14 protein-coding genes are annotated in these 13,785 nt (G+C 41.8%); 6 read left to right on the top strand and 8 right to left on the bottom strand.

Going from position 1 to position 13,785, the window contains the following annotated elements; translation table 11 throughout:
• Positions 1-80 precede the first annotated feature (80 nt).
• The 4 genes from L1D46_RS08760 to L1D46_RS08745 all read left to right on the top strand — a co-directional run bounded on the left by L1D46_RS08760 (position 81) and on the right by L1D46_RS08745 (position 1,797).
• Entirely contained in the window at positions 81-422 is a 342-nt protein-coding gene (locus L1D46_RS08760; RefSeq protein ID WP_130050540.1) for a DUF883 domain-containing protein, read from the top strand.
• 5 nt (positions 423-427) lie between these two features.
• Positions 428-865, top strand: a complete 438-nt coding sequence (locus L1D46_RS08755; RefSeq protein ID WP_130050539.1) for a hypothetical protein — start codon at positions 428-430, stop codon at positions 863-865.
• Between the two features lie 9 nt (positions 866-874).
• Positions 875-1,132, top strand: a complete 258-nt coding sequence (locus tag L1D46_RS08750; RefSeq protein ID WP_178927429.1) for a hypothetical protein — start codon at positions 875-877, stop codon at positions 1,130-1,132.
• A gap of 89 nt (positions 1,133-1,221) precedes the next feature.
• Positions 1,222-1,797, top strand: a complete 576-nt coding sequence (locus tag L1D46_RS08745; protein WP_233786762.1) for an AAA family ATPase — start codon at positions 1,222-1,224, stop codon at positions 1,795-1,797.
• A gap of 41 nt (positions 1,798-1,838) precedes the next feature.
• Here the strand turns inward: L1D46_RS08745 and L1D46_RS08740 are convergent, their stop codons facing one another.
• The 3 genes from L1D46_RS08740 to L1D46_RS08730 form a co-directional block, all read right to left on the bottom strand.
• On the bottom strand, positions 1,839-2,810 hold the full coding sequence (locus L1D46_RS08740; protein WP_130050536.1) for a glutathione S-transferase family protein: 972 nt from the start codon (positions 2,808-2,810) through the stop codon (positions 1,839-1,841).
• Positions 2,811-2,819: 9 nt separating this feature from the next.
• On the bottom strand, positions 2,820-3,662 hold the full coding sequence (locus L1D46_RS08735) for a pirin family protein (protein WP_130050535.1): 843 nt from the start codon (positions 3,660-3,662) through the stop codon (positions 2,820-2,822).
• 73 nt (positions 3,663-3,735) lie between these two features.
• Positions 3,736-4,713: a YihY/virulence factor BrkB family protein gene (locus L1D46_RS08730; RefSeq protein WP_167658656.1), complete on the bottom strand. Its 978-nt coding sequence runs from the start codon at positions 4,711-4,713 to the stop codon at positions 3,736-3,738.
• A gap of 122 nt (positions 4,714-4,835) precedes the next feature.
• On the opposite strand from L1D46_RS08730, the gene L1D46_RS08725 reads away from it, so the two are divergent.
• Complete coding sequence (locus L1D46_RS08725; protein WP_130050533.1) at positions 4,836-5,915, top strand: mechanosensitive ion channel domain-containing protein; 1,080 nt, start codon at positions 4,836-4,838, stop codon at positions 5,913-5,915.
• Between the two features lie 13 nt (positions 5,916-5,928).
• Here the strand turns inward: L1D46_RS08725 and tatA are convergent, their stop codons facing one another.
• From tatA to agaR, 3 genes are all read right to left on the bottom strand, one after another.
• Positions 5,929-6,084, bottom strand: coding sequence for a twin-arginine translocase TatA/TatE family subunit (gene tatA, locus L1D46_RS08720; protein ID WP_130050532.1), 156 nt, complete (start codon positions 6,082-6,084; stop codon positions 5,929-5,931).
• A 71-nt stretch (positions 6,085-6,155) separates the two neighbouring features.
• Complete coding sequence (locus L1D46_RS08715; RefSeq protein WP_178927432.1) at positions 6,156-8,972, bottom strand: TonB-dependent receptor; 2,817 nt, start codon at positions 8,970-8,972, stop codon at positions 6,156-6,158.
• 315 nt (positions 8,973-9,287) lie between these two features.
• Positions 9,288-10,052 (bottom strand): transcriptional repressor AgaR, encoded by a 765-nt coding sequence (gene agaR / locus L1D46_RS08710; RefSeq protein WP_130050530.1) that lies wholly within the window; start codon positions 10,050-10,052, stop codon positions 9,288-9,290.
• A 160-nt stretch (positions 10,053-10,212) separates the two neighbouring features.
• Here agaR and L1D46_RS08705 point away from each other — a divergent pair, with 160 nt between their 5' ends.
• On the top strand, positions 10,213-11,541 hold the full coding sequence (locus tag L1D46_RS08705) for a sugar MFS transporter (protein ID WP_239977373.1): 1,329 nt from the start codon (positions 10,213-10,215) through the stop codon (positions 11,539-11,541).
• 32 nt (positions 11,542-11,573) lie between these two features.
• Here L1D46_RS08705 and L1D46_RS08700 read toward each other — a convergent pair whose 3' ends face one another.
• Both L1D46_RS08700 and L1D46_RS08695 read right to left on the bottom strand, forming a co-directional pair.
• On the bottom strand, positions 11,574-12,086 hold the full coding sequence (locus L1D46_RS08700; protein ID WP_239977372.1) for a hypothetical protein: 513 nt from the start codon (positions 12,084-12,086) through the stop codon (positions 11,574-11,576).
• Positions 12,079-13,773: a GMC family oxidoreductase gene (locus tag L1D46_RS08695; protein ID WP_239977371.1), complete on the bottom strand. Its 1,695-nt coding sequence runs from the start codon at positions 13,771-13,773 to the stop codon at positions 12,079-12,081. Before L1D46_RS08695 ends, L1D46_RS08700 begins: the two co-directional genes overlap by 8 nt.
• Positions 13,774-13,785: the final 12 nt, after the last annotated feature.

The following is a 13,785-nucleotide window of genomic DNA, read 5'->3' as shown; positions in this document are numbered from 1 at the left end:
AAAATATACATTTTGCAATTTGGTATAAAGGTTGCGACAGACTAGCTACCAATTCAATGGCAATTTTTTAAGGAATGATTATGACTACCGCAACTTCAAAATCGAACACAAGTACAGCAACGGACAGCAGTGCAAACTCGAAAGCGGCTCAAGTAGAGGCGCCATTTACAGAAAAAGCAACTGAAGCAGCACATCACGCTGTAGATGCATTATCAACGCGTGCTGCAAGTGCCGAGCAAAGTGTACGTCAAGGTGCGTCTAGCTCTGCCCAAACGCTTTCTGAAAAACAAGCTGTAGCACGTGCTAAAATTAACGAATACAGTGGTAAAACTCGTCAGCTTGCATCAGAAAACCCACTTGCAACAGCGGGTATTGCCTTTGCTGCAGGCATGTTAGTATCTGCGCTTATTCGTCGTAAGTAATTGTTATGCAGCCTTCTCAATCTACAGATGAGAAAACGCAAGGTGCCACTGATCAGCCGCCAAACGCTGATCAGTGGCAAGATCATCTTGCTAAATTATCTGATTACGCCAAACAGCTATACATTGACTACCGTAAACAAACAGGTACTTGCAAAAAGATTGCAGCTGCTGAGTGGCGCCTATCAACACGCTCTCTCGCCTTAACTATTATCTTACTTGTTTGTTTTGCTGGAGGGTTAGTACTGCTTTGGGCTGGTTTACTTGCTACCGTGGGTATCGCCATATTCAGTTTTAGCCAATCATTGTGGCTATCAGCTATCTCACTGATTGCATTACAACTACTTTGCCTTGCTTGGCTTTGGAAAAACATTGGTTATGTAAGTAGTAAGATTGGTTTTGATCACACTCTTAAAAGTGTTCGTCAATTATTGAATATTAAATGAGGATGAGTGATGTTAATTGATTATTTTATCAATAAGCCACAGCATAAAGTAACTGAGCTTAGTCAACAAATGGATCTGCAAGATGAGATTAAACGTCAGCATCATCAGGCATTTAAGTACAGATTAAAGCGATTTGCTGTAAGTAAAGTCGGTATTGCCAGTGCGTTCACTGCAGGTATGGGCTACGAAGCTCTCAATAACTCAGATAACAAAGACGGTAAACTTAAACAAGTCAGTCGCTTTAGCTGGTTATTACGCTTGTTGTGATCTTTATCATGTAAAGTTTGTTTTTTACTTCTCTTTACAAGCTATTTTCATTACCTTAAACACAAACTAGCTATGTGTGGAAACTTAAGGTGAAAAAAAGGATTGTATTAACAGGTGGTCCAGGTGGTGGAAAAACAACAGCCATCGACTTGCTAAGACGAGAATTTTCTAAACAAATTGTCGTGGTACCAGAGTCAGCAACCATGCTTTTTGGTGGCGGAATAGAACGTAGTGACTCACCTCATCTTATCAAAGCACACCAGCAAGCCATTTTCAGCTTACAAAAACACCTAGAACATATTCAGCGAACCATGCATCCAAATCGTTTGATGCTTTGCGATCGTGGCAGTTTAGATGGGCTTGCCTATTGGCCTGGTGAACAAGATGAGTTTTTTCAATGCTTAAATACCAGCCTACAAATAGAACTCAACCAATACGATGCGGTGATCTTTTTTGAAACTGCTGCGAAATCTGGGCAAAGCATTCACTCTAACAATCCAGTAAGAAACGAATCTGATCAGCAAGCTATCTTGCTTGATGACAAACTACAAGCAATTTGGTCACAGCACCCTAATTTTAATTTAGTGAAAAGTTCAGAGTCATTTATTCAAAAAGTGATGTTTGGCATCGACACAATTAGCAAGGTCATGGATAGTTATAACTAACAGCTTAATTGCTAAATTAAACTGTTAGTTTTAGTCACTTTTTATCCTCGATTGTGTGGGCGCGAGTAGTCTATTGCCGGCCCTTTAGGCACGATCTGCGTTGGGTTAATCATCGTGTGGCTGAAGTAGTAATGGCGTTTAATATGGTAAAAATCAACCGTCTTACTCACTCCTTCAGTTTGATATAACTCACGCAAATAATTGCTGATCGCAGGGTAACTTTCGATGGTACGCAAATTACATTTAAAGTGACCCACGTAAACACTGTCGAAGCGAATTAAAGTGGTAAACAGTCGCCAGTCAGCTTCAGTCAATGTATCACCCACTAGATAACGATTATCTGTCAAACGCAGCTCAATTTTATCAAGGGCAGCAAATAAGTCGTCATATGCATCTTCATAGGCTTCTTGCGTTGTCGCAAAGCCAGCACGATAAACACCGTTATTGATATTGTTATAAACAAGATCATTAATTTCATCAATTTCAGTACGCAACGACGCAGGGTAAAAGTCGCGCTCATTGCCTGTTAGATCATTAAATGCACTGTTAAACATGCGAATAATCTCTGCAGACTCATTACTCACGATACGCTGAGACTTTTTATCCCAAAGCACAGGAACTGTTACGCGACCAGAGTAGTCAGGTTTATTACGAGTATAAATTTGGTGCAAATAATCAGTATTGAATAATGCATCCCCCGTACTGTGATTATCTTTGTCAAATGTCCAACCATGTTCAAGCATGTCAGGGCTTACTACAGATACACTAATATAGTCTTCAAGGCCTTTTAAATGACGAAATATCAAGGTGCGGTGTGCCCAAGGACAGGCCAAAGATACATAAAGATGATAGCGATCTTTTTCTGCTTTAAAGCCTGCATCACCGCTTTCTCCCGCACTACCATCTGCGGTGACCCAATTACGTAACTGGGCCGCCTCACGCTTGAATTCACCTTGATTGTTATCGGTGTCGTACCATTTATCTTGCCATTGGCCATTTACGAGTAATCCCACAATAACCTCCTATAGAGTGCCAAATTTACCTAACTGATAGTCACGTACTGCTTGCTGTAACTCAGCTTGTGTTGTCATTACAAACGGACCCATATGCGCGATTGGTTGCTTAAGCGGCTCACCAGCAAGCAACAACACGCCCGCACCAGTTTGAGAGTTAAATTCAATATCACTACCAGGCTCCAAAATAAGTAAGCTGCCTGCTTTAACTGGCCCACCCTGCTCAGTATGAATTTCACCTGTGTGGATATAAAGCATCACCTTAGTTTGTGTAAGCGGTGCATGGTAAAACTGTGTTCCAGCCGGTAAAGTCACATCGGCAAGCATGCCGTTAGCGGCGAGATCTTGTAGGCTAGAAACCTGATTTTCATCAGCAAACTCCCAGCTTCCAGCTAACGCTTTTAGCTCAACGCCCTGCTCATTTCGAGTCGTTGGCGCCGGCGCTTCAGTGGTATCTTGGTAACGCGGTTTTCTAAGCTTCTCAGCACTTGGCATATTTAACCAAATCTGAAAGCCATGCATACCCTCTTTGGCATCTGCCAAAGGCATTTCACTGTGGATTACACCAAAACCAGTACTCATCCACTGCACATCGCCAGCACGGATGGCTTTTTTGTTGCCCATTTGGTCTTGGTGCTCGAAGCCGCCTTTAATAATATACGTAAAAGTTTCAATACCACGGTGAGGATGCGCAGGAAAACCACCCATAAAATCACTGTGATCATCTGACTTAAGCTCATCGATCATTAAAAAGGGATCTAAATACTTGCCATCAAAGCCCGGAATACGGCTAATGTTTACGCCATCACCATCTTGTGTGGCATGGCTATTTAACTGTTGAATCACATTCATAACTTTACTCCCGTAAATTGTATGAAATAATTGTAGGAGCTAATTTAGTTAACAACCATGAGTAAAATTCGCGCTAATCATTCTGTTTAAGAGAATGTTTATTTTGCTGCTTGGTTAATTCATCCGCCACAGTCGCTCCGCGTTGACCCACCTCTTTCTCAGGCCCTATAGTGCTATCAACCACAGTTTGCTGCTCGGCACTGGCATTGATTGCTGCACCAAAAATAATGATGTATGCGCTGATATAGAGCCACATCAACATAATCACTACTCCACCTAATGAGCCATACGTTTCGTTATAGCTTGCAAATTGGGAGACATAATATGAAAAACCAATTGATGCGATGATCCACAGCAAAGTAGCCAGTATTGAGCCTGGTGTGATCCAGCGCCATTTTGCCGGAGTTCGATGAGGCGCATAACGATATAAAAATGCCAAAGCGCAATTAAAAGTGATGGCTAACAATGGCCACGTAATGAGCTTGATCAACAAATCAATGAGCTCTGTTAAACCAACTAGGTTAAGCACAATCGGTAAAATACCGATGATCAATAAGGCCACCAGCGCAACAACAATGGCACCTAGCGAAAATAAAAAGCGTACCAGTAACGCCATAAAAAATTGTCGTTTGTTATGCTGATGATAAGTGATATTACAGGCTGTTATTAGCGCCTGACAGCCCTTACTGCTACTCCAAATCGTTAACAATAAAGTCCCTATGGCACTAACACTTAACACCTTTTGCGATTGCTGAGTCACCTCTGCAACCTGTAGCAAAATAATGTCTCGACTACTTGTTGGTAAAATAGCTGTGACTTTATCAAGCTGCTCATGGATATCGGTCGGGGACGCAAAATAAGCGTAAACAGAGACTGTAGCGGCTAATGCAGGAAAGATCGCAAGCAGAGCATAAAATGCCACACCCGCCGCCACGAAAGATAAGTTGTCTTGTGATAGGTTGTGATAAACCCGCTTGCTAATGTCCCACCAGCCTCGAATTGGGATCTCCATGGGTGAACGAGCTTTGAAACCACGATTATTCTTAGTCATAAGTGACCTAAAAATTTGCCTTAATGGATATAAAGTAGCAAACAACTTGCCAGTAATAATGGCGTCTGATTTGCATTAAGCTAAGCTTATAAAAACTGCAAATAAACCCATGGAGTGGTGCGATGAATTATTATTTAATATTAAAAAATCAAATACATAACTTAGTTACACCAACACTTTCCGTAGCATCGCAACCAGTCTTAGAAAGCTTATCTTGGCAAGACTTAAATTCTCAGGTTACGCATTTTTTACATACTACATGGCAAATGTTACCCGCCCTGACATTAGGTATTGTAGCCATCATTATCTGCTATTTATTGGCCCGTCCGTTATCCTATCTATTGATAAAACCACTTGGTTTTGTAAGTGAAAGCAAACTCTTACATGTCGTCACGAGGCGCTTTTTTAGTATCATTATAATTTTGTTTGGTGTGTACTTATTTTTGCGTCTAGCTGGGCTCACCAGTTTTGCTGTGGCGATTATGAGTGGTACTGGATTAGTCGGGCTTATTTTAGGTTTTGCTTTTCGCGATATCGCCGAAAACTTTATCTCAAGCATGCTGCTCAGTGTGCAACGCCCCTTTCGTATTGATGATGTTATTGAAGTCGATGGTCGTTTAGGGGTAGTTAAAAAGGTTACAGCCCGCGCTACCACCTTAGTTGACTTTGATGGTAATCATATTCAAATTCCCAATGCGACTGTATATAAAAACGTTATTAAAAATCTAACTGCTAACCCTAAAATGCGCGGCCACTTTGCAGTAGGTATTGGTTATGATAATGACATTCGCTATGCCCAGCAATTAGCAATGAAAGTGGTCAATCAACATCCCGCAGTTATTAATGATCCACCCAGCCAAGTTCTGATTGACTCACTAGGTTCAGCGACACTGAATTTAACTATTTATTTTTGGGTAAATAGTGCAGAACATAGTCATATCAAGGTAGCCTCACAGTTGATGCGAGAGCTAGTAAATACCTACTTAGAAGAGCAAATTAGTATGCCAGATGACGCCCGTGAACGTATTATTTTAAATAGCGAGAACGATACAGAGCAACCAAGTATCAATGCAACCGCTGAGCAACAAACACCAAAATCACTCGACGATCATAGCCTTGATGACGTTAGCAGTGACGCCGATGATATTCGCGAACAAGCCGATCAATCTCGCGATCCTGAACAAGGCAGTAATATAATTTAATCGTCATCGCGAACTAAACTTCATCATTGGGTTTATCTTGCATAGCGCGTTTAAACCCTTTGACTGACGTCCCTAAATCTCCACCTATTCGGGATAACTTTTTTGTGCCAAATAACAGCACCACAATTGCAGCAATAATGGCTAATTGCCAAACACTAATTCCTGCCATAACAACCTCATTTTAAAATAAAAGCGCCTTTGCAGGCGCTTGAACAACACTAACAACTGGGAATTCAAAGATTAGAAACTAGCTCGAACACCCAAGGCGACTTGAGTACCAAAGCGCTCAAGATAACTCACTTGGTCAGTGCGTTTGGTGTAACCCCAATAACGCTCATTCGTTAAGTTAGTAGCTTCAGCAAACACAGTGAATTGATCACTGATGTTATAGCTCATGCTGGCATCTAACTGACCATAATCAGAGATCCAATAAGGGCCACCCCACGCATCTGGATCCGACAAGAATTTACTACGCCAGTTATAAGCTAAACGCGCTTGGAAGCCATATTGTTCATAGTAAACCACAGCATTATAAGAGTTTTTCGACATACCTCTAAATGGTAAGCCTGACTCTTTCAGTTCTGGCTCATCGTAGCTGCTATCAACATAGGTGTAGTTAAGTTGAAACCCTAAACCATTGAAAGGTTCAGGCAGTAAGTTTTCTAGTGATTGCTGATAAGCAAACTCAGCACCTTTGATAGTCGCACCATATTTACTCTTACCCGGGTAAGATGCAAAGTAGCGCACACCTTCGATTTCAACAGGACTTTCAACGTAATCGATAAATGATTTTAGGTCTTTTACAAACACCCCACCACTTAACGAGCTACTGTCTTCAAAGTACCACTCTAGTGTCATATCGGCTTGATTGGCTTCTTCAGGCGTTAACGATGAATCGCCCATAGAAAGTTGAGGTAAACCTTCACGGTAAGTATCAAAGTTTGGCGCAAGCCATGGGCGTAAATAACCTAACGATGGACGGCTAATAACTTGTGCCGCAGAGAAACGGTAAATCAAATCATCAGTAATACTAAGCTTAAAGTTCATGCTGGGTAAAATGTTGCTGTAATCCCCTTTAAATGATTGCTCAACGGTTTCACGCCAACCATTTTCAAGTGGTTTACCATCATCTTGTAAGTCAATTAATGATAAATCGTAAACAGACCCTTTTGAGCTTACTTCAGTTTGCGAGCCGCGAATACCGACATTTAACATGTACGGCATTTTTGCAAGGGTACTTTCGAGCGTCACTTGCGCATATGCAGTCAAGACTTCTTCGGTTACCTCATAAGTACCTGATGAATTAAGCGATGCAACGATACTTTTATCAGTTGCTTCAGCATTAATTGAACGATAGTAAGCAAGTAACTTATCGTAATCAAAACTTGGCCAAGGCTCAGGTGTAATACTACTTTCGCCTTCTAAGAAGTTATCGAAATTGGCCTCAACAAACACATCGCTTGGAATTTCAAATAGGTTAAAGTCACCTACATTCACAACAGTGCTGTCATCAAATTCATAACCATCGCGTTCTAAATATTGACCACCATTACTAAATTGGCTGGCATTTTTTGATGCATATTCAAGTTGGCTCTTAGTTTGCTCAAGATAAGTTAAACCAAAGTCGATACGGGTCACCAAATCACTTTCAGGCACAAACGTACCTGTGAACTTAAAGTCATTAACCGTGTCTTCAACACCTGTACCTGTGTTACGGCTATAGTGAGCTCCGTAAGATTGATCCGCAGTCAAGCCTGGCGATAAGGTAACATCTGGCAGCATGTTGCCAGTGTTGTAATCAATACCTATAGAGTCAATAAAACCACGCGCTACAATAAAGCGGTTATCACCACCGTTTTCGTTTTTCGCTTTTGAATGAGCAACATCCATAGCCAGTGTTAGGCCATCCATTGGATACCATTTTGCATTAAGGGCAAACTGATAAGTATCAGTTTTACGTGGATTCGTTAAGTTGAGTAACTCCACCATAGTGTTACCGGTTTGCGTCATGGAAACAACTCGACCTGTGTCATCAAATTCTGCATCGGTAAAGACTGGCGTGCCTGGCGTCCAGCTTTCATCGTAGTTAACAAAACCGATTTGATAGCGATGACCATCGGTGTTGTAACGTGAATAAAGGGCATCGAAGTTAATATCGAGGGTATCAGTTGGGCGCCACTGCATTGCTAACGTCGCACCGACGCGTTCACGCACATCCTGCGCGTTGGCAAAATACATGTAACTCGGGATTTTTGAGGCAAATATTTCACTTTGCCCATCAATTTCTCCGTTGCCATTCATGTCGACTGGCACACCCGCGCTGTCTGCCCCCCAACCTTCTTCTTCATCAAAAAAGCCGCTTGCTGAGTAAGTATCTGCACGTAAGGTTTTCTTTGAATAAGCACCAGAGAAAAGCACACCAAAGGTATCGTCATTAAAATTGTCACCTATGATGAACGAAGCATGCGGGTGTACATCGCCGGTTCGCGATTCATAAATCCCTTTTGCAGAAGCACTCAAAGTAAAGCCATCTTGATCTAATGGTTTACGAGTTTCGATATCAACAACCGCACCAATGCCCCCTTCAATTAAACGTGCTTCTGGCGACTTATAAACCTGAAGCGCTCCCACTAACTCTGAGGCAATTGTGTCAAAGTTAAAGTCACGTCCTGAGTTTTCAGAAGCCAGTTTACGACCATTCAAAGTGGTAATGTTGTAGCCGCCACCTAAGCCACGCACGAGGATATTTTGCCCTTCCCCCCCATTACGAGTAATCGTAATTCCTGGAATACGCTGTAATGCCTCGGCTAAATTTTCATCAGGGAACTTACCGATGTCATCTGCAACAACAACATCTACTACTGTCGTTGCTTCCTTCTTTCGAAAGTTTGATTCTTTAATACTGCTACGGATCCCTGTGACCTCAATAACCTCAACATCTTCTTCGGCCTTACTATCGTTTTCTTGTTGTTGAGCAGTTGTGGCGAAACTGACTGATGAAGCCAGAATTGAGCTTATCAGCACACTCAAATATTTTTTTCTAGTTGTTGTTGCCATGATGATTTCCTGTTTTTAAATGTTCAGATTTCTTCACCATAAAAATGGTAATGAGTAAGGCCTTACATTTAATTTATAACAAAACGAAACAATCTATCAACAATTAATTACCTAGCGAAACTTTCGATAGTTACGAAACGGTATTTCAAAATAATAAAAAAGGCGCTGAACGCCTTTAAAGATAAGGTTTTAATTTCGAAAGTTTCGATAATATTTTTTTTCGAAGATTTTCTGTGAGGTGGGCTAGTTTGGTCTTTTTAGATAATAAAAAAGGCAGCTAAAGCCACCTTTTTGCAATTATTTTTAACTGGAAAGTTAAACTGTAATCACCTCGATACCTAAGCTCGTTAATGATTCAATGAACTCCGCTGGCATATTTTTGTCTGTAACCAGCACATCGATTGATTTTAGAGGTAGTACATTATACAAGGCACGCTTACCAAATTTACTTGAGTCGGTCACAGCAATAACTTTATCTGCACGGGTACACATAGTTCGATTCAACATTGCCTCAGGCTCATAATGGGTGGTGATCCCCGCTTCCGAGTCGATACCATCAACCCCTAAAATAACCTTTTTAAAGTTATACTTACTGAGTGCTTGTTCAACTTCATTTGAATAGAAAGACATTGATTTCTTTCGTAATTGTCCACCCAGCATAAACACATTTGCATCATCAATATCAGCCAGCACATGGGCTATATTAAGGCCGTTTGTCATCACCGTAAGGCCCTGCTTATTGGTTAATGCTTTGGCAACTTCTTCTGTGGTGGTGCCAGAATCAATAATTAATGAGTCGCCATCATCAACTAAGTTTGCTACAGCTTTAGCTAATAGCACTTTCACAGCGTAGTTTTCATTATGCTTATCTTTCACCGAAAGCTCTTTAGCGAGTTTATCGCAAGCAATTGCTCCGCCACGCGAACGAACAACTAAGCCACGTTTACCTAGCTCGTTAAGATCGTGGCGAATGCTAACCTCCGAAATATCAAAGGTTTTAGCAAGTTCTTTAACGTTTACTTTGCCATGTTCCTCGGTCATCAGGACGATTTTTTGTCTTCTTTCTATTGTGGTTAGCATAGCTGGCCTGTTGTTTTAATAGCTGCTTTCAAATTTGTAGTTCAATATTACACAATTTACAGTTTTAAAGCCAAACTTAGTTTCGAAATAAAATAAAACCTTCAAAACTTACGAAACTTGTTTTATGATTGTTTCACAATAAACTTATTTGGTGACAAAAATGACAACACAAAGCTCACTGTTAGAGCAAACAGAACACACCAACCGCACGCAGTTACTGCCGATGTTGATCATTGGTGGCTTGTTTTTCTTATTTGGCTTTATAACTTGGCTTAATGGCTCCTTGATCCCATTTTTACAAATGGTCTGCGATCTCAACCATATAGAAGCCTACATGGTGACTCTGGTGTTTTATATTGCCTATACCGTGATGGCACTGCCAAGCGCTAAGATATTACAAATCTTCAGTTATAAGCATGGTATGTCGTTTGGTTTAGGCACCATGGCATTAGGCGCACTGTTGTTTATTCCTGCGGCACAAACTCAAGCGTATTGGTTATTTTTAGTTGCTTTATTTACCCTAGGTAGTGGCCTCACCTTACTACAAACCGCTGCGAATCCTTACATCGTGCTAATTGGATCTAAAGACACTGCAGCCGTGCGCATTAGTATTATGGGTATTCTTAATAAAAGCGCAGGTGTGGTGGCTCCACTGCTCTTCTCTGCGATTGTGTTTAGCGATATTGCTAGCTTTAGTCCAGAAGCCCTTGCTCAATTGAACAGCATTCAAAAGCAATTACAGTTACAAGAACTGGCAAATCGTTTAATCACACCTTATTTTGTAATGGCAATTGCGTTAGCCATTTTAGCAGCTTTAATCATGCTAGCCCCCTTACCTGATATCGAGCAACCACAATCAAGTAACAACAGCGAGAGTAAATCAGTTCTGCAATTTCCACACTTAGTTTTAGGCGTGATAGCCCTATTCTTTTACATAGGTGCCGAAGTCATTGCTGGCGACACCATTGGCCTTTACGGCAAAGAGCAAGAGGTATTGCAGTTCGCTGAGCTCACCTCTTACACCATGGGCTTTATGGTGCTTGGTTATGTTTTAGGTATTGTGTTAATTCCCCGCTTTTTTAGTCAGCAACAGGCGCTGATATTTTCTGCGTTCACTGGTTGTGTGTTTTCGTTTGGCATTATTTTGATTGATCCACAACAAACAACGATTGCAAACTTAGTACTCTTTTGGCTTGCTGATAACAGCTTTCCAGATACCGTGTTATTTGTTGCGTTACTTGGCTTATCAAATGCGCTGGTATGGCCAACGATTTGGCCTATGGCCCTTGCAAACCTTGGCGATAAAACCCAAACTGGCGCGGCATTACTCATTATGGGTATTTCTGGTGGTGCTTTGTTACCTTTGGTATACGGTGTATTTGCACAGTACACAGGCAATGCACAACAAGCTTACTATTTGTTGATCCCCTGCTATGCGTTTATTCTTTATTACGCGCTGATTGGTCACAAGCTAACAAGTTGGCGTTAGTAACGTCTTCGCAGGCTCAGTTATTTAGATATTTAACTAGCCTGCAATTTTTCTGATGTGAAATATCCCAATAACAAAAATTCACGCACGGTAAAAATACACTTATAAATTAAATACTCGTCACGCTTGTCAGGGCTTACTTCTGAAATAGATAGGGCTTGCTGCGCCATTATTTGCTGTTGCTGTTGCAACGATATAGAAAATAAACCTTTGAGCTTACATGCTAATTGCGGCAATGAAAGATCACCTGCAGCAATCAGCTCTGCGCCTTTTAAACATGAAGTGCGTTCAGCCGCATTTAGCGTATTTGCTAGCATTAAATCTGTAAATGCGACTAAATCAAAGTACAGCTGCTCATTTGACTCTAGCTCTAAAATAACCGCCTGCATTTGCGTGACCACATCCCGATGCGCCGCAGCTTTAAGTACCTCAAAATGGCTATCATCCGTTTTATCAAATAATTGAGTCGCAGCCACTGGCGTAATAGCGACACCTAATAATGCTGCTAAACATTTAATCGCATTTCGCCTTTGTAGATCAGCCATTAAACACTCCATTTTGATAATGCCGTACAGCATGATCAGCGGCTCTTGCAGTAAATGCCATATAGGTTAACGAAGGATTCTGATAAGCCGACGAGCACATAAACGAGCCATCAGTGACATAGACGTTACGCACACTATGAATTTGGTTATAACGGTTAAGCACTGAGCTTTTAGCATCATGCCCCATTCGCGCGGTTCCCATCTCGTGAATAGCTTGCCCCGGTGCTGAGCCTTTATCGTAAGCTTGCACATTTTGGTAACCTGCTTTGGTTAGCATCTCGACAGCTTGCGCTTTCATATCCTCGCGCATTCGCTGTTCGTTTTCACCAAATTGGCAATCGAAATTAACTAAAGGTAATCCCCATTGATCTTTTAATACCGGATCTAAGCTCATTTTATTACGATGATAAGGCAGGCATTCACCAAAACCTATCAATGCAACTTGCCAAGGCCCAGGTTTGGCAAGTTCTTCTCGAAAAGCCTTACCAAAGCTAAGTTCTTTAAAGCCCCGTCGCCAATCTTTGCGTGTTGCGTATCCTTGATAGCCATAGCCGCGAATAAAGCTATGCTGCTCGTTATCATCAAGGTTTCGAAAACGCGGGATATGAAAACCAACGGGTCTGTCGCCATCATTAAAGTCCTCAGCAAAACCTTTTGGTTCACCCGTTGCACCAACCCTAAAATGGTGATCCATGAGGTTATGGCCAAGCTCTCCACTATCGTTCCCTAAGCCATTTGGGAAACGTGCAGAGGTTGAATTTAATAACAAGGCTGTTGTGGCTACCGTTGATGCACAGCAAAAAATGATGTTCGCTCGCTCGATACGCTCTTTTTTAGATTCAGCATCAATTACTTTCACACCTGTGGCTTGCCCGCTATCTGGATTGTAAATAATCTCTTTGGCAATGGAGTGAGTCTGAATAGTGAGTCGCCCAGTACGCATCGCTGCAGGTAAGGTCGAGGCTAAACTACTAAAGTAACTACCGGTTGGGCAACCACGCATACAGCGGTTGCGCTTGCTGCATACGGCACGACCTTGCTCAGGTTTTGCCTTGGTTAAATGCGCCACTCGCCCGATTGTTAGGTGCCGATTAGTGTAGTGGGTTAATAAACTTTGTTTAAGTTGCTGTTCTACTGCATTAAGTGCGAAGGGAGGCAAGTAAGGTCCGTCAGGTAGCTGAGGTAAGTTCAGCGCTTCGCCAATAACCCCAATGTAGGCTTCGACTTTATCGTACCATGGCGCTATATCTTTGTAGCGCACTGGCCAATCAACGCCGTGACCATCTTGTTTGTTGGCTGCAAAATCAATATCACTGAAGCGTAAGCATTGCCGCCCCCAAGTTAATGAGCGCCCACCAAGGTGATATCCTCGGATCCAATCAAAACGTTGCGATTCTTGATAAGGGTGCTGCAAATCATTCACAAACCAATGTTTTATTGATTGCTTGGTGGCATAGCCAGTGCGTGCTTGTTTAGCTTGATTCTGTTTTTCTAGTAAGCTGGGCCTGTCGCGAAATGGCAGTTGCCAATCTTCTTTAAAGGCAGTGATATAGTCTGTACCGTGCACAACCTGCCTGCCACGTTCCAGTAGCAGTACATTGAGTCCTTTTTCGGTTAGTTCTTTAGCAGCCCAGCCGCCAGTAATGCCACTGCCAATAACAATGGCATCGAATACTTTTGCCTGCATTCTCACTTAACT

The organism is Pseudoalteromonas sp. Isolate3 (genome assembly GCF_022398505.1).
Lineage (GTDB): Bacteria > Pseudomonadota > Gammaproteobacteria > Enterobacterales > Alteromonadaceae > Pseudoalteromonas > Pseudoalteromonas apostichopi.
The sequence above is the reverse complement of the archived record's forward strand: the minus strand, read 5'-3'. Positions and strand labels throughout refer to the sequence as shown.

Coding starts and splice junctions, on each gene's coding strand:
- L1D46_RS08705 (WP_239977373.1), top strand. CDS start 10,213: ATGACAACACAAAGCTCACTGTTAGAGCAAACAGAACACACCAACCGC.
- tatA (WP_130050532.1), bottom strand. CDS start 6,084: ATGGCAGGAATTAGTGTTTGGCAATTAGCCATTATTGCTGCAATTGTG.
- L1D46_RS08760 (WP_130050540.1), top strand. CDS start 81: ATGACTACCGCAACTTCAAAATCGAACACAAGTACAGCAACGGACAGC.
- L1D46_RS08695 (WP_239977371.1), bottom strand. CDS start 13,773: ATGCAGGCAAAAGTATTCGATGCCATTGTTATTGGCAGTGGCATTACT.
- L1D46_RS08750 (WP_178927429.1), top strand. CDS start 875: ATGTTAATTGATTATTTTATCAATAAGCCACAGCATAAAGTAACTGAG.
- L1D46_RS08700 (WP_239977372.1), bottom strand. CDS start 12,086: ATGGCTGATCTACAAAGGCGAAATGCGATTAAATGTTTAGCAGCATTA.
- L1D46_RS08715 (WP_178927432.1), bottom strand. CDS start 8,972: ATGGCAACAACAACTAGAAAAAAATATTTGAGTGTGCTGATAAGCTCA.
- L1D46_RS08735 (WP_130050535.1), bottom strand. CDS start 3,662: ATGAATGTGATTCAACAGTTAAATAGCCATGCCACACAAGATGGTGAT.
- agaR (WP_130050530.1), bottom strand. CDS start 10,052: ATGCTAACCACAATAGAAAGAAGACAAAAAATCGTCCTGATGACCGAG.
- L1D46_RS08730 (WP_167658656.1), bottom strand. CDS start 4,713: ATGACTAAGAATAATCGTGGTTTCAAAGCTCGTTCACCCATGGAGATC.
- L1D46_RS08725 (WP_130050533.1), top strand. CDS start 4,836: ATGAATTATTATTTAATATTAAAAAATCAAATACATAACTTAGTTACA.
- L1D46_RS08755 (WP_130050539.1), top strand. CDS start 428: ATGCAGCCTTCTCAATCTACAGATGAGAAAACGCAAGGTGCCACTGAT.